This window comes from bacterium, from assembly GCA_020440705.1.
Lineage (GTDB): Bacteria > Krumholzibacteriota > Krumholzibacteriia > LZORAL124-64-63 > LZORAL124-64-63 > JAGRNP01.
This window is the reverse complement of the sequence record JAGRNP010000040.1, coordinates 1-20,854: the sequence shown is the minus strand read 5'-3', so window position 1 is coordinate 20,854 and position 20,854 is coordinate 1. Positions and strand designations below refer to the sequence as shown.

Here is a 20,854-nt window from a genome sequence, read left to right as displayed (position 1 = left end):
TCCCGGGTACCTTCGCGGGCGAGGCGGGCCCGCCGTGCCCCCGACCGGGCGTTGTCGCCGGCCCCGCCGTGGGCTATTGTTCGCGCGAAGGGCCGCTGCCGTCCGGCCGGCCCCGACGCTCCCGTGCAACCCGTGAGGTGACCGTGTCCGCTTCCCCGCCCATCCTCGTCCGCAAGTACGGCGGCAGCAGCCTCGCCAGCGTCGAGCGGATCCGCACCGTGGCCCGGGACCTCAAGGCCGCCCGCGACCGGGGCTACCGCCTCGTGGTCGTCGTCAGCGCCATGGGCAAGACCACCGACGAACTGGGCGCGCTCGCGGCCCAGGCCCACCCTTCCCCGCCCCGCCGGGAGCTGGACATGCTGCTGTCGGTGGGCGAGCGCATCACCATGAGCCTGCTCTCCATGGCCCTCGCCGATGCCGGCTGCCCGGCCATCAGCTTCACCGGCAGCCAGTGCGGCATCATCACCGACTCGAGCCACAGCGACGCGCGCATCCTCGAGGTGAAGGGCGACCGCGTGCGCGACGCCCTCGAGCAGGGCTTCGTGGTGGTGGTGGCGGGCTTCCAGGGGGTCAGTCGCGAGCGGGAGATCACGACCCTCGGCCGCGGCGGCAGCGACACCACGGCGGTGGCCCTGGCGGCCGCCCTCGGCGCCGTCCGCTGCGAGATCCTCAAGGACGTCGACGGGGTGCTGGCCGCCGACCCCCGCCTCGTGCCCGAGCCCGGGCGCCACGACCGGCTCACGTGGGACGAGATGCGGGCCGTGGCCGAGTCGGGCTGCGGTGTGGTGCATCTGCGCGCCGTCGAGTACGCGGCCGAGAAGGGCGTGCCCCTCGTGGTGCGGTCCAGCTTCCACGACGGCCCCGGCACGGCCATCGGCACCGTTCCGGTGGACGACGCGGTCGCCGCGGCCGCGCCCGACGCGCCCGACCCCTGTGCCGGCGGCGCCTGTGGCGACCGCGAGAACCGCTACCGCCCCCTGGTCCTCAACGCGGTCGAGGCCGTCACGCGGATCCGGCTGGCTGCGCCGGACGGCGGCACCGGCCGCCGCTGGCGCGACATCCTGCTCGCCCATCTCGATCCGGCCCTGACCGTGGCCGAGTGGCTCGACAGCGCCGACGATTTCCGTTGGGAGGGCTGGACCCGTCAGACGGGATTGGCACCGCTGCGCGACGAGTTGCTCGCCGCCGGGGCGGATCCGACCTGGGAGCCCGGGCTGGCCTGCGTGAGCCTGGCCGGCGGTCGGCCCGACAGCTGGCTGGAGGTGCAGCGCCACGTGGGCGAGGTCATGGCCGACCTGCCGGCCGGCCGATGGCGCATGCGCGCGGACGGTTCGGCCCTGCGGCTGCTCGTGCCGGCACCCCTCAATCCCGCCCTGGTACGGGGACTGCACGGCGCCCTGCTGGCAGAGCGAACTCGCGGATGAGGAAGTCGCGCCAGCTGCCGGCGGCGAGGTCGGCGGCGGCCGCCTCGAGCCAGGCCTGACGCTCCGCTTCGTCCCCCACCTTGCCGTGGCACAGCACGACGCCGCGCACGAGGGCCCGCTGCCCCTGCGGATGGCGCGGATGTTCCCGGTGCAGGCGGCGGTACACATCGAGGGCTCCCCGGTAGTCCAGCTGCTTTTCCTTGTAGCTCGCGACCCGCGCCAGATCGGCCGGCCCGAGCCCCATGTCGATGCGGCCGCGCACCGTCTCGTCGTACACCTGCAGGGCCAGGTCGACGCGACTGCCCCCGAGCAGCGCGCGGTAGGAGCGCCCGAAAAGGGTCGCCGCCTCGGCCTTGCGGTCGGCCACGTGCAGGGTGCGGGCCAGATCGAGCCGCGCGTCGCCGTCGTCCGGCACCCGCTCGAGATACTCGCTCCACGCCCCCGCCGCCGCGTGGAAGTGCCCCTCGCGGAAATAGCGGCGCGCCCGGGCCCGGGCCGCCTCGGCCCGCCCCCACTTCAGCTCGCCGAGGGCCAGGGCCATGAGCACGCCCATGACGAAGCCCCCCAGATGGGCCCCGAAGCTGACCCGGCTGCCCGTCTCGCCGGCCAGCGCGGCCTGGATCACCTGCAGCACGACCCACATCAGCACCGCCACGACCAGGGGCACGGGCGACTTGCCGGCCCGGTTCTGGCCCATCAGCGGCGCCAGCACCCACCAGGCCACCTCGACGCGCGCATCGTAGAGGCGCACCAGGCCGAAGCCGAGCAGCCCCGCGATGGCGCCCGAGGCGCCCATCACGCCGAGTCCGCCCTGGTTGAGCAAGCCGAGGGCCGAAACCAGACCGTGGACCAGGTTGCCGAAGTTGCCCAGCAGCAGGAAGTACAGCCCGAAGCGCCAGGGACCGAGGCGGTCCTCCAGCGGCGGGCCGATCACGTGCAGGTACAGCAGGTTGCCCAGCAGGTGGAACCAGCCGGCATGCATGAAGACGGCCGTCGTCACGGTCCAGGGCGGGCCGTCGCCGGGATAGAAGACGAACCGCCAGGGGTCCACGGCCCCCGCATCGGGGAAGTAGCGCATCCAGGCGAAGACCCCGGCCATCACCGCCATCAGCGTCCACGTCAACACGGGGCGACGGCGGCGGTCCCGGTCCAGTCCCAGCGGATAGAAGTAGAAGAAGTACATGCGCCCCTCGCGGACATGCGCCGGCCGCCGCTCCCGGACGGAACGGCCCACGCCGCCGTCCGGGGACGGCGGCCCCTTGTCCTGGGAATTTCGGCAGGGAGCGCCCGGGCTTGAGGTCGCCCGGCCGCGGGGGCCGGATCAGGCGGTGCGCTCGTCGCTGATGATCCGGCCGTCGCTGAGCCGGATCACGCGCTTGCAGCGGGCGGCGATGTCGTCCTCGTGGGTGACGATCACCACGGTGTGCCCCTGGGCGTTCAACCCGCCCAGGATGCCCATGATCTCGTCGCTGGTGACCGAATCGAGGTTGCCGGTGGGCTCGTCGGCCAGGATGAGGGAAGGATTGTTCACCAGCGCCCGCGCGATGGCCACCCGCTGGCGCTGCCCGCCGGACAGCTCGTTGGGCTTGTGCGCCCGCCGGCTCGACAGACCCACCGCGTCGATGGCCTTGGTGACCCGCGCCGCCCGGTCAGCCGGCTTCAGGCCGGCGTAGATCAGCGGCAGCTCCACGTTCTGCGCCGCGGTGCTGCGCGGCAGCAGATTGAAGGTCTGGAAGACGAAGCCGATCTCCCGGTTGCGGATCTCGGCCAGTTCGTCGTCGCTCAGGGTGCTCACTTCGGTGCCGTTGAGGCTGTAGGTGCCCCGGGTGGGCGTGTCCAGGCAGCCGAGGATGTTCATCAGGGTCGACTTGCCCGACCCGCTGCTGCCCATGATCGCCACGTACTCGCCCTCGCGGATGTCCAGGTCGACCCCCTGCACGGCGGGGACCTGCTGGGTCCCCACCTCGTAGATCTTGTGCAGGTCCCTGACCGAGATCAGGGCCTGATCGCCGGACCGGGGGCTCACGACTCTTCCCGCGACCAGCGGTCCAGGCGCCCGACGGCGCGGTCGAGCTGCGAACGCGCGATGAGGAAGTCGCACATGGCCTGGACCTCCTGCGCCCGGCTGCTGGCGAGGTTCGTCTGCGCCACGATGATGTCGAGGGTCGTGCCGGCGCCCACGCGGAAGCGCTCCTGGGCCAGCCGCAGCTCCTCCTCGCTCTGGACGATCGTCTCCCGGCTCACGTTCGCCCGCTCCCGCGCCTCGACCAGCGCGTTGTGCAGCTGCCGGATCTCGACCTGGACGTTCAGCCGCGCCTGCTCGAGCTCGTACTCGGCGATGCGGGCGTTGGCCTTGGCCTTCGAGCGGCCGCTGATGGTCTGCATGCGGTCGAAGATGTTCCAGCTGACCGAGTAGCCGAAGGTCGTGCTGCCCGACTGCTGGGAACCGAAGATGTAGGGCGACTCGTTGTTGTAGCGGTTGAAGCTGGCGAAGAGGTCGACCCGCGGCAGCAGGTTGCTCGAGGCCGTGGTCACGTTCTTCTGCGCCGCCTCGACGTTGTACTCGCCGGCCATCAGGTCCTTGCGGGCCTCGAGGGCCTCGGAGTACAGGGTCTGGACGTCCTCGACGGCGTAGTCGGTCTGCAGTTCGGTGGTGTCGATGCGGAAGGCCGCGGCCATGGGCCGGTTCATGGCGTAGGCCAGGTCGGCGAAGGCCTTCTTGACGTTGTTGTCGGCCACCACGAAGTCCAGCCGCGTGTTCTCGAGCCGCACCTTCTGCTGCAGCACGTCGCTCTTGGCCGCGCTGCCCAGGCGGAAGTAGGTCTCGGTGCGCTCGAGCTCCTTGGCCGCCTGGTCGCGGGTCTCGATCGCCACCTCGCGCAGGCGCGCGTAGCGCAGCAGGTTGTAGTAGGAGGCGATCACGTTCTCGGCCACCTGCTCCCGGGTGTAGCCCACCGAGGCCTCGGCCGCCTTGAGGCTGTTCTTGGCCGAGCTGAGGGTGCTGAACTTGGAGAAGCCCGAGAAGAGGTTCAGGTTGGCGCGGCCGTTGACGTCCTTGTAGCGGGTGGTGATGGTCTGGTCGGCGAACTCGCCCGTGGACAGCTGGCCGAAGGCGGGCGAGTAGCCCACCACGTTGCCCGCGAGACTGGGTGTGTCGTACACCGGCAGGAAGCCCTGTACCTGCTGGTACTGCTCGACGTCGTAGTCGGTCCGGTTCGACTTCTGCCAGTTGTGCCCCAGGGTGAGGTCGGGCAGGAAGGCGCCGTAGGCCGCCGAGACATCCTTGCTCGCGATGTGGCGGCGCTCCTCGCTGATCAGCAGCGTCGGGCTGTCCTGCAGCGCCAGGCGGACGCAGTCGTCCAGGGTCAGGAGGGGCATGTCGCTGTCGACGAGGCGCTCCTGCGCGGCGGCGGGGCCGGCTGCCCAGGCGGCGGCCAGAACGATTCCGAGCAGGATTCCCGAGGCGATTCCGGGGTTTCCGGCGGTCTTACGCGTCATTGTGCTCTCCCGTGTCGTACCGAGTCCGTGGGGGTGGATCCCTGGCCGCATCATAGGCGGTGCCGCCGCCGTTTCCAACCCATTAACCCGAGGCATTACGCAGATTTCCCGAGCGGGTTGCGTCAGGTACCCGGGCCCTTCGTGAATAATTCCCAACGGGAACCAGGACGGACGAGCGGCGCCGAGGTGACATCTCCCGCCCGTCTCCCAGACGCACGGCCACCCCGTGGGGTTCCCTGCGGGCGGACCGTGTCGCGGAGAACGGGTCCGGCCACGGAGATCCCGGCCACCCCATGGGAGGGGCGAACGGGGCCGCCGATCCGGCGACGAATCGGCAAGCCGACGGATCCCGGGCACCGGACCGGCGGCATCCCACCCGATCCGCATGGCGCGGTCCACCTCAACCACAAAAAAGCCGCCGCGCATCAGCGCGGCGACCGTAAGAAACCATCGTCTCCCGCCCCCGGGATCCGCATGGCGCGGTCCACCGCGCCATGCAAGACATCCCGCTAGTTCAAACGGAAGTTGAACGGCAAAGCCATCCAGGCCTTCACCGGAATGTTCCGCTGCTTGCCCGGAATGAACTTGCACTTGTAGGCGGCATCGAGGGCGGCCTTGTTGACCAGCGGGTGCACGCTCTGGATGACCTGGGCCTGCTGCACCGAGCCGTCCGGGCCCACGAGCACCTTGACGATGACCGTGCCCTCGACCTGGGCCATGCGGGCCACCTCGGGGTACTTGGGCTTGGCCCAGTTGGTGATGATCGGGTTGGTGGACGAGGCCACGAAGCCCTCGTCGCCACCCAGGTCGTAGGAGCCCATGCTGCTGGTGATGGCCGTGTCGAGGTCCATCAGGGTGTCGGCGATCTCCACGTCCTCGGTCACCTCGTCGTCCGGGGCGGCCTCGATCACCTTCGGCGGCGGCGGCGCCTCGACGGGCGGCGGCGGGATGTCGATGACTTCCTGGTCCTCGACATCGACGACCTCGAACTCCTCCTGGCGCAGCTTGTAGGGGTTCGGCACGTAGTTCGGCGAAATCATGGCCCCGATGAGAACCAGCAGGATGGCGATCACGGCCGACCAGCGCAGGTACTTGTTGTACTGCGCCTTGAACTGGTCGTTGGCCGACATCCGCACAGCGTTGTTTGCCGGAATGGTCGACATGGTTCTCCCTAGTATTTCTGACCGGGACTGCCTTCGATGTCGTTGTTGAAGAAGACGCGCACGGCGTTGACCTCCTTCAACTCCTCCATCACGTCGGAGACGGTCCCGTAATCGGCGTAGGTGTCGGTCTTGAAGGCGACGATCAGCTGCGGGTTGTCGCTGATCTTGGTCCCCATGATGTCGGCGATGTGCTTGATCTGCACCAGCCGGTCGTCGATGGAGATCTGGCCGACGCGGTTGATGTAGATGTTCGACACCAGCTCGCGGTTCACTTCCTCGCCCGCCTCGGCCCGCGGCAGTTCGACCGGCAGACCCGTCTCCTCACGGAAGATGGTCGTCACCATGAAGAAGATCAGCAGCAGGAAGGCGATGTCGCCCATCGAGGAGGTGGGGATGAAAGTGCCCTTGTTCGTCGAGCGATTGAAATCCATGTCCTCCCCCTTCCTATTTCTCGGCGGTCTTCAGGGAGACCTTGGTGGCGTTGGCCTGCTTCAGCTCGTCGAGGCAGCCGACCATCATGCCGTAGTTGGCTTCCGGATGGATCTTCAGCACCACGACGAGCTTCGAGTTGGCCAGGATCCGGTCCTCGATGGCGCGCTTGATGTGGTTGATCTCGATGGGCTTCTTGTCGAGGGTGATGGAGTTGTTCTCGTGCACGAAGATCGTGGCGATGTTCGACTCCTTCACCTTCACCGTGTCTTCCTGCTTCTTCTGCTTGCCGGGCAGGACAAGGGTCAGGCCCTGCTCGGCCGCGAAGATCGTCGTCACGATAAAGAAGATCAGCAGAAGGAACGCGACGTCGGCGGTCGAGTCCATGCGGAGCTCGCCCATCGCCTCCTTCTTCTTTTTCTTCATGACTCCCATCGAACATCCTTCCGTGCCGGTCGTCCGGCTTGAACCTCGTTCCGGCCCCGGTGGTCCGGGTCCCCACCGCGCGGAGCTAGCCCTTCAGGCGCTCCAGCTCCTCGATCAGCTCGGCGCTCGTCTCCTCCATCTCGATCACGAAACGGTCGATCGCCGAGATGAAGTAGTTGTAGCCGATGGTCGCGGGGATGGCGACGATCAGACCGGAGGCGGTGGTGATGAGGGCCTCGGAGATACCGCTGGCCACGAGCTTGGCGTTCACCTGCTCGCTGGCGGCGATGGCCTCGAAGGCGTTGATCATACCGGACACCGTACCGAGGAAGCCGAGCAGCGGGGCGATGGTGGTCACGGAGGACACCCAGATCAGGCCGCGCTCGAGGAAGCTCATCTCGATGGTGCCGGCGGTGCCGATGGCCTTCTCGACCGCGTCGCGGCCCTTGTCGGCCTTCTGCAGACCCGAGTACAGGATGGCGGCGATGGGACCGCGCACCTTCTGGCACTCCTCGGCCGCGGCCTGGACGCCGTCGTTGCGCAGCGTCGTGATGACGGTGCCGATCAGCTTGCGGGTGTTCACACGGGCGCGGTTGAGGGTCCACAGCCGCTCGATGATGAACACGAAGCCCACCACGGCCACGATCAGGATCCACCACATGAACGTGCCGCCCTTGACGAACAGCTCGCCGGCGCCGGTCTTGCCCAGGGGCGAGCGGTCCACGACGCCCATCAGGCCCGTGAGCGGCTCGACCACGACGGGGACTTCCTGGATGGAGTCGGCCGCGGTGGAACCGAAGCCAAGGGAGTCGCTCGTGGCCTGGATCTTGGCGAAGCGGTCCTCGCCAGCAGCTCCGGCGTCATCCTGCGCCAGCACGGGGGTGGCCAGCAGGGCGGCCAGGAAGCTCAGGGTGATGAGCCGGAAAATGGCGTTTTTCAACGTACCGTGACGAGCCATTGTGCAAGTCTCCCTTTCCGAATAGTGGGACCCTTTGAAAGACTGGTGCCGGGTGGCAGCCGGGGTGCAAGTGGGGATGGCGCACCGCTAATCAGCCGTCGGGCGCCGCACGAGGTCCCCGTCCGGTCGCCGCGCCGGCGAAACGCGCGGGCCGCATTGGAGGGGACGACAAGGCACCAGATTCACCCGGTCATTGGAGTCTAGTCGCTCGATATAATTAGTGGACACAGGGGTACTAAGTCAAACCTTTTCCGTCCCGGCGGATCAGTCGTCCGGACCGATCAGATTGGACGATGTCAGCTTGTAGTCGCCGTACCCGGTCTGGTCCACGAAGAGGAAGCGGGGGTTGAGGCCCCGTTCGGCGAACCTGTTGGCGAAAAGGGGTTTGCCCTCGTTGTTGTACTTCCACAATTCGAACGGGAAGTTGTGGGTCGCCGACCGGATGGCCTCGCCGCGGTCGCGCTCCGCGCTGTAGGAATAGGGCATCGGCACGCCGCCGACGGCCTCGTAGGGATTGATGTTCTGGGTGCCCCCGATGGAGCCGCCCTTGGACGCCACGCTCTCGCGGTCCGGAGCGAACTCCTCGTACACCTTGATGCGGGCGTCGTCCTGGTCGCGGAAGTTCATGGGCATGCGCTGGGTCTGGATCTCGTCGGGCGGACCGAGCAGCAGGAAGACCTCGCCGCGGTCGTCGGCCGCGCCGAATTCGTCGAAGCCGCCGAGGAAGCGCTGCACGTAGGCGAGGCGGTACTGCCACTCGAGGTAGGCCTCGTTGATGGGGCTCTCGGGATCCGGGTTCAGGGCGTCCCAGAAATCGCCCAGCAGCTTCTCCTGTTCGGCCGGACTGGCCGCCAGGAAGCCGTCCAGAGCCTTGCCCCCGAAGACGGTGCGGCCCTCCCCCAGCATCTGGCTGCGGTGACGTGCCAGGGCCGACAGGCGCCAGATGACGTCGAACTGGGACACGACGCCCCGCCCCTCGGCGTCCAGGGGGCCGAGGCTGAGCCGGTAGGCGCCCTCGGGCAGCAGGTTCACGTCGAGTTCGTAGAACAGGGCGGCCGGGCGGCCGGCGGCCAGGGCCGCACGGCCCCGGTTGTCGAAGTCGACGGTGTCGCGCAGGGCGAAGTCCATCTCGAGGTTGACGACCTCGACCCGCAGGCCGAGGGGCTGGTGGTCGGCCGCGATGCCGCCGGCGGGCGGCCACACCGGGATGAACATCTGCAGCTTGTCCTGCTGCAGCCCGTAGCGGCGCGAGGGGTGCGCGTAGTCGTGGAGCCAGCCGTCGTCCTCGGCGCGCTCGTGGACGCCGTCCGGGTTCCAGGTGTCGAAGGGGGCCTGGACCAGGTACAGCGGATCCTCCAGCGCGATGCCGATCCGCGTGCGCGGCCCGTCCTCGGCCACCCACGCCGTGGCGCACTCGCTGCTCGCCGAGTTCTTCTTGGCCGAATTCAGGATGCCCGGCTTGCGCCGGTTCACGTCGTACACGCCGCAGCTGATGCGTCCGGCCCGGAAGGGGACGTCCTCGAGCAGGATGCCGAAGACCTGGAACTGGGTCGTGGCGCCGGCCTCGGACGACGACACCCCCGGCGTGCGGATCTGGCGTTTGCGGGTCACGACCTGGCCGTCGAGCGACTCGAGGCGCACCTCGGCCCGCACGCGCCCGACCATGCGCCCGTCCTCCTCCTCGAACCTGAGGTCGGCGTTGTCGACCTCGAAGAGCACGAGCACGTCGAGCTGGTCTTCGCTCACCCAGCGGTTGATCACCTCGACGGACGTGTGGAAGTTGCCTCCCCCGTCGAGGGGATGCAGGATGGCGGCCGCGGTGCCGGGAAGCAGCAGGGTCAGCAGGGTGACGCCCATGAAAAGGCGGTGCGGGTGCGAGCGGACGGACCGTCCGAGGCGGGCACACGAGATCGCCATAGCCAGGCCTTTACTGGTGTTGACAAGACCGATCCCCCTCGACCGGAGCTGGCCGGGCCAGCCACCCATGATATTACGGAATCGCGGCCCGATCCGCCAGCGAAACCTCGCCCCGTCAGCGCACCACGACGAAGCGCCCCACGAAGTCCGCGAAGCGGGAATCGTCGGATACGACCGCGTACAGGTACACGCCGCTGACGATCTCCTGGCCGTTGCGGGACATGAGATTCCAGCTGACGTGCCCCTCGCCCGCGCGCCCGTCGTGCGGGATGGTCTGCACCAGGTCGCCCGAGGCGGTGTAGATCCGGATGCTGTTGCGTGCGGCCGGCAGGTTGGCGAAGGTCACCCGCACCCCGGTGGGGTCGTCGCCGGCGGGAAAGAGTTCCTGGTACTCGCCGAGGGCCTCGCGGGTGGCCGGATTCGGATAGACGTAGATGTTCACGCCCTCGCGCGCCCGTTCGTCGGCCGTCTGGGCCCGGGTGCCCGGCACCGTGTTCTGGAACGACGAGCCGGGATCGCCCACCAGCCCCGGCCCGATGGGCAGGGCGTCGCCCGCGGCCACTTCCGCCGGCGACAGGGCGTGATCGGTGGCCGTGACCGAATAGAAGTACAGGAAACCGTTGTGGATCTCCCGGTCGACGTACTCGAACCAGTTGACGCCCCGCTTGGCCACCACCGGCGGCACCGCCGTCGCGTCGGCGGCGCGGGGCGTCGCGGCCCAGAACGTGTCCAGCACGTCCGGCGCCGTCTCCCAGCGCCCGAGCAGGGTGAAGTACTCGTTGGGGCTCCCGTCCGCGTCGCGCAGGGGCGGCCGCACCTGGTGCAGCCCTCCCGGGTCCATGGCGACCACCTGCTGCATGGCCGGACCGAGGTCCGCGTAGACGGGGTCATCGAGGCACACGGGCCGGTAGGCCACGACCTCGAGTCCCGTGTTGGCCCCGAGGGGGATCGTGTCGCGCTCGATGCCCGCGTCGGTCTCGCGGGTCGTGACGTAGCTGTTGACGAGGTCGAACTCGGCGATCATCTGCCACAGGTTGCTGGCCGGGCCGTTCTCCACCGAGGTGCCGTAGGGCCGGTCCCAGTTGTCGGCGCGCCAGATCCGGTAGCTCTCGAAGTCGAGCGTCCCGAGCCGGATGTCCGGCGTGACCATGCTCTCGTCGTCCCAGTAGACGTGGACCCGGCTGTCCTCGGGCCACAGGCGCAGGCCCGGCGGCGGGGGCGCCATGCCCACCAGCCAGTGGATCTGGCGGTCGAGCCCGCCGATGCCGGTGCAGCCGGCCGTGCTGGCGGCGGCCGGGTCGTTGCAGGTCCAGTGCCCCTCGATGAAGTCCTCGGTCGTGCAGGGATGGCCCGTCTGCCGGGCGCATTCGAAGCAGTTGTCCAGGTTGAACATGGCGCAGGTCTTGGTGACGCCGTCGACCACGTACTCGAACCGGTCGGCCGGGGTCAGGCCGGGCTGGCTCAGCACCCACTCGGGGTCGAGGCAGCTCTGGTCCATGTAGTCCGGCTTGAAGTTGTCCCACGGATTCGCGCCCGAACCATCGGCGAAGTCCTCCCTGCAGAGCAGGGTCTCGCGGCCGTACTGGCCGGCGTTGATCACCGTCTGGTCCTCGGTCACGACGTTGCCCACGCCCTCGACGTAGATCCCGTACCAGGTGAGGGCCGCCTCGGCGCAGTTGGCCAGCAGGCCGTCCAGACCCGGCCCCACGACCATGCCCACCTGGAAGTTCAGGACGTCTCCCGGCGGCATCTCCACGAAGGGGCCCGCCGAGACGAGGAAGCGGAAATCGCCCTGGCGGTTCGTGGGGGCGTCGTTGTCCCACTCCTCGACCGGTGCGCTCAGCAGCTGGTAGCGCTCGTCGTCGTTGCTCGGGTCGCCGCCCTGCTCGAAGGCGGTGCTGCCGGTGAAGCTCTGGAAGGTGCGCATGCCGACGAAGGTCGGCGCCGTGCGCCCCGATGGGTCGACGTCGTGGCCGAGGAAGACGATGCCGAAGTAGCCGTCGAGGCGGCCCATCTCGGCGCCGTCGTACATGAAGCCCACCTGGATGGGCACGAAGCTGCCGTCCGAGGCCCGCACCAGCCCGGGCGAGCCGTGGTTGGCCGGCCAGCTGCCGGCCAGGTCGTCGCCCGCCGTCCCGCTCGCGCCCCGCTTCCCGATGTCGCTGTCGGAATAGAAGCCGATGTACACGCGCTCGATGTCGGTGACGCCGATGTTCCGGATGCGGTAGTCGAAGCCGACGAAGTCGTCGACCTGGTCGTTCTCCCACTGGTAGGTCGACTGCACGATCTCCAGATTCAGGGGCGTGTGGTCGGGATTCTGCTCGAGCGAGAGGCGCGTGTTGTCGTAGTTCGTCAGGACGAACATCTGGTTGCCGATCTGCCCGAAGTCCTCGTCGACGAGGCCGTCGCCGTCGTCGTCCTCGCCGTTGAGGATCTCCTCGTCGACGAGGCCGTCGTCGTCGTCGTCGGGCGAGGGCATCGGCGCGCGCCGGCCACCCGCCGTGGAGTTGCCCGCCGGCCGCAGGATGCGGTTGCCCACGGCCTCGTAGATGGTCGCATTGATGTCGTCGGGGATCGGGCTCACCTCGCCGCCGGTGGAGCAGAGGCGCTCGCCCAGCACCACGCCGCCCACCCACAGGCTCGAGACGTAGAGGTACTCGTCGCCCGACCCCGCGGGCCATTGGCACGACGGTGCGTCCGAATACGGCGACGGCGTCGAATACGCCGAACCGATCAGGCCCCAGTTGGTGATGTTGATCTGCACCTCCCCCACGTTCATGACGAACGAACCGTCCTGGACGAAGACGCCGTTGGGATTGGTGCCGAGTTCGGCGACGGGGTTGCGCACCTCCTGCCAGGCGAGGGCCGGCGCCGCGGCGGCGAACGCCGCCAGGACGAGCAGGAGGAAGACGGGAAGCGCGGAACACGGAACGGGGCGCACGGCAAGGCGACCGCGGACGCAGGCCAACTCCATCATGGTGATCCTATCGAACCGGAAGATGCCCCGTGAACCCGGGTCGCCGTGGGAAGCGGCCGCCCATCAAACTAGGGATTCGGGCCGGCCGGGGAAAGGGTCGAGGGCGAAAAAGTGGGGCCGGAAAGACGAACGCTCCGGCCGCGGCCGGAGCGTTCGATCTGGGGCAGTGCGGACGGTCTGGACCTGATCCGGAGGTGGGGATCAGTAGGTCACCGAGACCGTGAATCGGTGCACGTAGCCGAGGGCTTCCATGTCGACGGCACTGTAGTCCGCCTGGATGCGCGTCGTCTCGCCCGTGGGCAGCGCCGCGCCGAAACCGAAGGCCAGGCCGTCGGTGTCGTAGTTGATGTGGTAGCCCGCCCGCGCGAAGAACATGTTGTTCAGCGCGTACTCGAGGCCCGCATTGGCCCGCTCGAGGTTGTCGGCGGGGTGCTGGAACTCGAGGGCCGGGGTCAGGCGCTGCCGCTCGTTCTTGAAGGCGTTGAAGCTCACGCCGACCTTGAAGATCACCGGCAGGTTCGTCTCACGCTCGTCGAACGTGAAGTTGCCGCCGAGGTTCTGCATGGTCATGCCCAGCTTCAGGTCCTTGATCCCGATGCGGTACATGATGCCGAAGTCGAGGGCGCCCGTGTTCACGGCGGTCTCGGCCAGGCCCATGTGGATGTAGTTCAGCGTGAAGCCCGCGGAGAACTTGTCCGTGAAGAACCGGGCGTAGCTCAGGCCGAACGACGTGGTGCCGGCGTCGAAGGTCTCACCCGTGCCCTCGGGATTGTAGGCCGTGCGCACCAGCTGCGGGTCCATCCAGAACGAACGGACCGACAGGGCGAACGTGCCCGGGATCGAGCGCGGGTTGAAGGCCAGGATCGCCGAGCTGAGGTTGGTGTCCGCGGCCCACGACACGTGGTTGACCGACACCTCGTTCCCCTTGACGTTGACCAGGCCGCCGGGATTCCAGAACACCGCGGTCGCGTCGTCCGCGACCCCGGTGAAGGCCGATCCCATGGCCGTGGCCCTGGCGCTCACGCCGATCTTGAGTTCCTGACCACCAAAGGTGCCGACTTTGGCGAACCCGGCACCAAACACCACGGACGGCAGAGCCAGCGTGATGAAGGTCAGCATCGCGATGCGTTTCATGGAAACCTCCAGATCCGTCCGCGGACGGAGTTGACACAAAACTGCCCCTATCATCAGGAGCTACCTGACGACCACGAACTTGCCGACGAAATCCTCGAAGCGGGAGTCGTCGGACTGCACGGAGTACAGGTAGACGCCACTGACAATCTCCTGCCCATTGCGGCTCATCAGGTTCCAGCTCACGTGGCCGGCGCCGTTGAGACCGTTGTGGGAGATCTCCTGCACGAGGTCGCCGCTGATCGTGTAGATCTTGATGACGTTGCGGGCCGCGGGCAGGTTGGTGAACGTCACGCGCACACCCGTGGGGTCGTCCCCGGCCGGGAACAGTTCCTGGTACTCGGCCAGGGCGTCCCGCGTGGCGGGGTTCGGGTAGACGTAGATGTTCACGCCGAATTTCGCGCGCTCCTCGGCCGTCTGGGCCGTGGTGCCGGGCACGGTGTTGTCGAACGACGAGCCCGGATCGCCCACGAGGCCCGGACCGGTCGGCAGGTAGGTGCCGTCGCGGACGTCCTCGGGGTCGAGCGCGTGGTCGGTCGCGGTGACCGAGTAGAAGTAGATGAAGCCGTTGTGGATCTCGCGATCGATGTACTCGAAGTACTCGGTCGCGTGCTTCTCCACGGTCGGCGGCACGGTGCCGGCGTCGGCGGCGCGGAAGGTGGTGGCCCAGAACGTGTCGAGCACGTCCGGGTACATCTCCCAGTTGTTCACGCCGATGATGTAGAAGAACTCGTTGGGCGCGCCCCCGGCGTCACGGACATCGGGGCGCTTGGTCTGGCGGCCCTGCGGATCCATGTCGACCACGACCTGCATCGAGTCGGCCAGGCCCGCGAAGCGCGCGTCGTCGAGGCACACCGGGCGGTAGCGCACGGACTCGAGGCCGGTATTGGCGCCGAGGGGGATGGTGTCGCGGTACGTCACGCCGTCGACCTCGCGGGTCGTGACGTAGGAGTTGACGAGGTCGTACTCGGCGATCATCTGCCACAGGCCGCTCTCCGGACCGTTCACCAGCGACGAGCCGAAGGGCCGGTCCCAGTTGTCGGCGCGCCAGATGCGGTACGATTCGAAGTCGATCACGCGCAGGCGGATGTCCTCGGTGATCATGCTCTCGTCGTCCCAGTAGACATGGACCCGGGAGTCGGTGGGCCACAGCCGCAGGCCCGGCGGCGGCGGCGCCATGCCGACCAGCCAGTGGATCTGGTGATCGAGGCCCCCCACGCCCGTGCAGCCGGCTGCTTCGCTCGGCGGCAGGTCCGGATCGTTGCAGTTCCAGTTCTCCTCCTCGAAGTCCTCCGGGCCGCAGATGTGACCCAACTGGCGGGCGCACTCGAAGCAGTTGTCCATGTTGAACATGGCGCACTTCTTGGTGACGCCGTCGACCTCGTAGTCGAAGAGATCGTCATCGGTCAGGCCCGGCTGGCCGAGGACCCACTCGGGATCGAGGCAGGTGCCGTCCATGTAGTCGGGCTTGAAGTTGTCGAACGGGTTCTGGCCGCCGCCCGAATCGAAGTCCTCGCGGCAGAGCAGGGTCTCGCGCCCCTGCTGCCCCGGGTCGAGCTCGTCGCCCCCGTCGGTGATGACGGCGTTGATGCCCTGGACGTAGATGCCGTACCACGTGAGCGCCGCTTCGGCGCAGTTGGCCAGCAGGCCCTGCCCGCCGTCCTCGTTGCCCAGCCCGGAGCCGACCACCATGCCGACCTGGAAGCTGAGCGACTCGCCCGGGGGCATGATCGAGAACGGGCCCGCCGAGACCAGGAAGCGGAAGTCGGCCTGCTTGCCCTGGGCCGTGTCGTTGTCCCACTCCTCGATGGGCGCCGACAGGAGCTGGTAGCGCTCGTCGTCGTTGCTGGGGTCGCCGCCCTGCTCGAAGGCCGCGTTGCCCGAGAAGCTCTGGAAGGTGCGCATGCCGACGTTCCGCGGCGCCAGGCGCCCGGCCGGATCGACGTCGTGGCCCAGGAAGACGATGCCGAAGTAGCCGTCGAGACGGCCCATCTCCGCGGCGTCGTACATGTAGCCCACCTGCAGGGGCACGAAGCTGCCGTCCGAGGCGCGCACGAGGCCGGGCGAGCCGTGGTTCGGGGGCCAGGAACCCGCCATGTCGTCCTCGGCGGTGCCGGCGCCGCCGCGCGGGCCGATGTCGCTGTCGGCGAAGAAGCCGATGTACACGCGCTCGATGTCCGTCACGCCGATGTTCGTGATCTTGAAGTCGAAGCCGACGAAGTCGTCGACCTGGTCGTTCTCCCACTGGAACGAGGTCTGGATGATCTCGAGGTTCATGGGCGTGTGGTCGGGGAAGTTCTCCATGGCCAGGCGCGTGTTGTCGTAGTTCGTCAGCACGAACATCTGGTTGCCGATCTGGCCGAAGTCCTCGTCGATCTTGCCGTCCTCGTCGTCGTCGTAGCCGTTGAGGACCTCCTCGTCGACCAGCCCGTCGCCGTCGTCGTCGAAGGCGGGCATGGGCTCGCGGCGGCCGCTGGCCTCCGGGTTGCCGGCCGGCCGCAGGACCTTGGTGCCGATGGCCTCGTAGATGGTCGCCTCGATGTCGTCGGGCTGGGGATAGATCTCGGACCCGAAGCCGCCGGTCGAGCACAGGCGCTCGCCCAGGACCACCCCGCCGACCCACAGACCGGCCGACCAGAGGTACTCGTTGCCGGAACCGGCCGGCCACTGGCACGAGGGAGCGTCCGACCAGGGCCGGGCGATCGAGTAGGTCGATCCGATCAGGCCCCAGTTGGTGATGTTGATCTGCACCTCGCCCACGTTCATCACGTAGCTGCCGTCCAGGACGAAGATGCCGTTGGGGTTGTACCCCGAATCCACCACGGGATTCTCGACGTCCATGTAGGCGGCGGCCGGCGTCGCGACACAGGCCAGCAGCACGAGCAGCAGTGCGCCGCCCCACCGCTGCCATGCCCGCTTCTCGAAGGTCCTCGACATTGCGATCCTTTCCAAACCGGCACCGCGTCCGGCGCCGATACGGGACTCCCCGATTCTAGAAGTAGTAGCCGATGCCGAAGCGGAACAGACGGTGCTGGCCGAAGGTCCGCGGGTCGGTGATGGGGATGAACTCGTCCTCCCCGTCGCCGTCGGCATCCTGGAGCAGCGCCGCTCCGTACTTGCCCGTCTCGGTCAGGTGCGAGAGGCCACCATAGCGCGCACCGTTGATCATGCCCGGATTGATGCCGCCGCCGCCGGGGCTCACCACGACGTCCTGGTTCAGCAGGTTGAAGCCCTGCAACTGCAACGACAGGCGCTTGCCGTAGAAGTTGATGTTGCGCTCCAGCTGGATGTCCAGCGAGTACGTGGCCGGCAGCCGCTCGCTGTTCTCGAGCAGCGGGTCCTGGCGCTTGGCGAACCGGTCGACCGGCGTCCAGGGGAAACCGCTGCCGTAGGAGAACGAGAACGAGGACGACCAGACGCCCGGCTTGGCGAACAGCAGCAGCAGGTTCAGCGTGTGCCGCTGATCCCAGTCGAGGGGGAGCTCCTGGTTGGGCAGGAACTCGAGACCCTCGGGGTTCGACCCGAACTCCGAATCGGAAGCCACTCCGTCCGCGAACATGTAGGAGTAGCTGAAGTCGAACTGGTAGTTGTCGCTGAACCGCTTGTTCAGCGAGATCTCGATGCCGCGGGCCGACGCGTAGGCCTGGTTGATGTACCGGGCCAGGGTCTGGCCGGTGGCCTCGTCGGTGACCTGGCTCGAGGCGATCAGGTCGTAGATGTCCTTGCTGTACAGCGAGAACTGGCCCGCGATGTAGTCGGTGAACTGGTGCTTGATACCCGCCGAGTACTGGACCGTGGTCTCCGGGTCGAGGTTCGGGTTGCCGAGGATGCCCGCGTTGCCGACGGGGTCCTGGCTCGCGAACAGGTACTCGCGGTTGGGGAACTGCACGAAGCGGCCGTAGTGGAAGTGGAAGCCGTCGCGCTCGGTGATCGGGAACGCGAAGCCCAGGCGCGGCTGCATGGCCGTCTTGTACTTGATCACGTTGCCGTCGACGTCGTCGTTGTTCAGCTCGATGGCCGCGGCGGTGCCCGGCGAGAACATGTCGTAGCGCAGACCGTAGTTCACGACCATGCCCTCGTACTCCCAGCGGTCCTGGAGGTAGAGGTAGGCCTCGGGGTTGTAGGTGTGGAAGATGTTCCGGTTGCCGCCCTGCGACCACTCGCCGGTGAACCGGCTCTGGCGCATGACCGCCGGCGCCGCCAGGGCGTAGCGCTCGAGGTCGTTGTAGCGGATGCCCATGCCCATCTCGGCCAGGTGGCCTTCCCAGCGGTTGCTCACCAGCTCGAAGCCGAGGCTGTACGTCCGGGAGTATTCCTCGGTGTAGCTCGCCAGGTCGCTGGTGGTCACGTAGTACGGGCTGAGCGGATCGGAGTAGTAGTCGGTGTTGCCCAGGTAGATGCGGGTCTGGCCGAAGAAGAGGCCCGGCGACCCGATGGGGCCGTGGTTGTACTCCCAGGGATCCTTGCCGTCGACGTCGCTGCGGCGGTCGAAGGCGACCAGGCCCAGACGCACGGTGTAGAACGTCGACTCGGTGAGGTTCTGCCGCCACACGACCTTGGCCACCTGCCCGATGTTCTTGGACTGCAGGAAGCGGTTGGCGGAGTTGAAGGCGGCGTAGGAGCTGTCCTCTTCCACCGTGGAGAAGGCGCCGTAGGGGTAGCGGAAGCCGTCGAACGAGGCGTGGGCCACGACGGTGTACTCGCGGTTGTCGGCGGCGCTGCGCACCTCGAGGATGGGCATGGCCACGCGGAGCTGGCTCGAGTTCCGGTTGTCGACCACGAGCACGGTGCGGGCCTCGTGCAGCATGTTCTCGTACCACGGACCGTAGTAGACCGGGATGTTGCGGCCGGTCGCGAACCAGGCGCCGCCCTGGGGCAGCGGAATGACCTCGGGCATGAAGATGACGCGCTGGGCGTAGCCCTCGGTGCTCCAGTTGGGCGCATAGAACTGGTTGTAGGCCGTCGAGTAGGAGTACTCGGCGGTGACCTTCTTGTTCTCGCTCAGGGTGTAGGCCAGCTTGACCGAACCCTTGGCGCTGTTGTTCTGGCGCCCGCGGAACTTGAAGAGGGTCGAGTTGCCCAGCTTGACCTTGTACTCGGGACGGTGGGCGACCGAGGTGTTCTCGGTGTCGGTGAACGCGACGTCGCCGGCCAGGTAGTAGGTCAGGCCCTTGACCGGGGTCGGACCGCCGAAGCCGTACTCGAAGCGGTCGTAGTTGGTGAAGGTCTTGTCCTGGCGGCCGAAGTCGTCGGTCAGGAAGCGCACGCCGCCGCCGAACTTCTCGCCGCCCTCCTTGGTCGTGATGTTCACGACGCCGGACAGGGCGTTGCCGTACTTGGCGTCCAGGCCGCCGGTGACCATGGTGGTCGCCTCGACCGCGAGGGTCGAGACGGAGAGCGAGCCGGTGCCGAGGGGATTGTCGACGGCGACGCCGTCGATCTGCATGGAGACCTCGCCCGAGCGGCCGCCGCGCACGAAGAGCTCCTCGCCGCGCATGACCACGCCGGCCTGCTTCGAGAGGGCGTCCTCGACCGAGTCGATGGCGTACTTCTCGAAGGTCTCGGAACTGACCTTGTGCTCGGTGACGGCGCTCTTGACCTCGACCATGTACTCGGCGCCCTCGACGTCGAACGCCTGGAGCGTCTCGACGATGACCGTCTCGAGCTCGAAGACCAGGCTCTTGGTCTCCCCCGCCTTGATGGAGACGGTCTGCTCGACCGGCGCGTACCCCAGGTACAGGACCTTGATGGTGTACGTGCCGGGCGCCATCCCGTTGAAATAGAAGACACCGCCGCCCAGGGACATGGTGCCCCGGGTGGTGCCGGCCAACAGCACGTTGGCGTAGTCGAGGAGCTCGCCGGATTCCTTGTCCTTGATCGTGCCCTTGATCGTCGCGGGCGCGCCCTGGGCGAACACATCGCCGGACGCGAACAGCGTGACCAGGAAGGCCACCAGGATCAGAAGTCGTACGCGTGGCATGTTCCACTCCATCCGGTGACACCGGAGCATACTGGCGCTCCTTTCCGAGAGGACAAATCCGGCTGACGCGGGATTCCCCGAAGCGCTTGTGTCGGAGAAACCTGGAGACTGGCTGTTGTCAAGTATCACTGAACCTAGCCGGGCAGTGTGGGGTGCCTGCTGATCAGGGCGTTTCCGCCGGTCCTGGGAGGCACTTCTGGGTGCGGAATCCTCTCGGAATTCCCCCCTGATTTCGCTCCGAATCGACGAGAGATCAGGGGTTGGGCAACCCGTGCCGCAACTGGTGTTTGAATATAGAGATTGGCCTATAACGTGTCAATAAAATGTGAAGCGTCATGGATTTCGGCGACAGGGCACCGCAACAGGTGCCCGTCGCCGATGTTTTTGAGCGGTGGCAACCCGTTGCCGCAAATGGCCTTCTGCAGCCTGCACTGGCCGCACAGGGGACAGCCTGCCGACGCCGCGCGCGGACCCGGCGTCGTGAGGAACCCGCGGTCTTCCCAACCGGCGGGATCACGCCGCAACGCGTCCGGTGCGGCGCGCAGCAGATCGCGCGTGAACGGATGGCGCGGCGCCCTCGACGCACCGGTGCCGAGGGTCTCGACGACCAGGCCCGCGAACATGACGTGGATCTCGTGGCACGCCCCGCGCAGCACGCGCAGGTCGTGCGAGATGAGCAGCAGGGCGAGGCCCCGTTCGCGGCCGACGCGCGCGAGGAGACGCTGCGACGCGAAGCCCTGATCTGGGAGCAGATGCACGACGGCGTGATGATCACCGACCTGGTCGGCAACATCACGGGCTGGAACCCCGCGGCGGAATTGATGTTCGGCTATTCCGCCGCCGAGATTCTCGGGCGCAAGCCTTCCATCCTGCGCGGCGATTCGGACAACGATTTCCTGACCCGGCGGGTGCTGGAGGAGGTTGACCGGCAGGGCCGCTGGTCCGGCGAAG

At 67.7% G+C, this 20,854-nt stretch carries 14 protein-coding genes; 2 read left to right on the top strand and 12 right to left on the bottom strand.

Translation table 11 applies throughout. From position 1 onward, the window contains the following. Positions 1-143: 143 nt before the first annotated feature. Complete coding sequence (locus KDM41_08090) at positions 144-1,424, top strand: aspartate kinase (GenBank protein MCB1183379.1); 1,281 nt, start codon at positions 144-146, stop codon at positions 1,422-1,424. Here the strand turns inward: KDM41_08090 and KDM41_08085 are convergent. The 12 genes from KDM41_08085 to KDM41_08030 form a co-directional block, all read right to left on the bottom strand. Continuing rightward, on the bottom strand, positions 1,363-2,658 hold the full coding sequence (locus KDM41_08085; GenBank protein MCB1183378.1) for a rhomboid family intramembrane serine protease: 1,296 nt from the start codon (positions 2,656-2,658) through the stop codon (positions 1,363-1,365). The genes KDM41_08090 and KDM41_08085 overlap by 62 nt on opposite strands. A gap of 87 nt (positions 2,659-2,745) precedes the next feature. Beyond that, entirely contained in the window at positions 2,746-3,423 is a 678-nt protein-coding gene (locus tag KDM41_08080) for an ABC transporter ATP-binding protein (GenBank protein ID MCB1183377.1), read from the bottom strand. A 23-nt stretch (positions 3,424-3,446) separates the two neighbouring features. After that, on the bottom strand, positions 3,447-4,922 hold the full coding sequence (locus tag KDM41_08075) for a TolC family protein (GenBank protein ID MCB1183376.1): 1,476 nt from the start codon (positions 4,920-4,922) through the stop codon (positions 3,447-3,449). A 509-nt stretch (positions 4,923-5,431) separates the two neighbouring features. Continuing rightward, positions 5,432-6,052, bottom strand: coding sequence for an energy transducer TonB (locus tag KDM41_08070; protein ID MCB1183375.1), 621 nt, complete (start codon positions 6,050-6,052; stop codon positions 5,432-5,434). Between the two features lie 41 nt (positions 6,053-6,093). Next, complete coding sequence (locus tag KDM41_08065) at positions 6,094-6,516, bottom strand: biopolymer transporter ExbD (protein MCB1183374.1); 423 nt, start codon at positions 6,514-6,516, stop codon at positions 6,094-6,096. A 13-nt stretch (positions 6,517-6,529) separates the two neighbouring features. After that, positions 6,530-6,940 carry a biopolymer transporter ExbD gene (locus tag KDM41_08060; GenBank protein ID MCB1183373.1) on the bottom strand — a complete coding sequence of 137 codons (411 nt, stop codon included), beginning with the start codon at positions 6,938-6,940 and terminating at the stop codon, positions 6,530-6,532. Between the two features lie 85 nt (positions 6,941-7,025). Beyond that, the gene (locus tag KDM41_08055) at positions 7,026-7,673 is read right to left on the bottom strand and encodes a MotA/TolQ/ExbB proton channel family protein (GenBank protein ID MCB1183372.1); all 648 of its coding nucleotides are present in this window, start codon (positions 7,671-7,673) and stop codon (positions 7,026-7,028) included. 489 nt (positions 7,674-8,162) lie between these two features. Further along, on the bottom strand, positions 8,163-9,815 hold the full coding sequence (locus tag KDM41_08050) for a GWxTD domain-containing protein (protein MCB1183371.1): 1,653 nt from the start codon (positions 9,813-9,815) through the stop codon (positions 8,163-8,165). Positions 9,816-9,930: 115 nt separating this feature from the next. Beyond that, positions 9,931-12,792, bottom strand: a complete 2,862-nt coding sequence (locus tag KDM41_08045; protein MCB1183370.1) for a hypothetical protein — start codon at positions 12,790-12,792, stop codon at positions 9,931-9,933. Positions 12,793-12,993: 201 nt separating this feature from the next. Next, positions 12,994-13,926 carry a PorV/PorQ family protein gene (locus KDM41_08040; GenBank protein MCB1183369.1) on the bottom strand — a complete coding sequence of 311 codons (933 nt, stop codon included), beginning with the start codon at positions 13,924-13,926 and terminating at the stop codon, positions 12,994-12,996. A gap of 60 nt (positions 13,927-13,986) precedes the next feature. Then, positions 13,987-16,860, bottom strand: coding sequence for a hypothetical protein (locus KDM41_08035; GenBank protein ID MCB1183368.1), 2,874 nt, complete (start codon positions 16,858-16,860; stop codon positions 13,987-13,989). Positions 16,861-16,915: 55 nt separating this feature from the next. Next, positions 16,916-19,903 carry a TonB-dependent receptor gene (locus KDM41_08030; GenBank protein MCB1183367.1) on the bottom strand — a complete coding sequence of 996 codons (2,988 nt, stop codon included), beginning with the start codon at positions 19,901-19,903 and terminating at the stop codon, positions 16,916-16,918. 335 nt (positions 19,904-20,238) lie between these two features. On the opposite strand from KDM41_08030, the gene KDM41_08025 reads away from it, so the two are divergent. Next, positions 20,239-20,854 (top strand): PAS domain S-box protein (locus KDM41_08025; GenBank protein ID MCB1183366.1); only part of this gene is annotated, 616 nt, incomplete at its 3' end.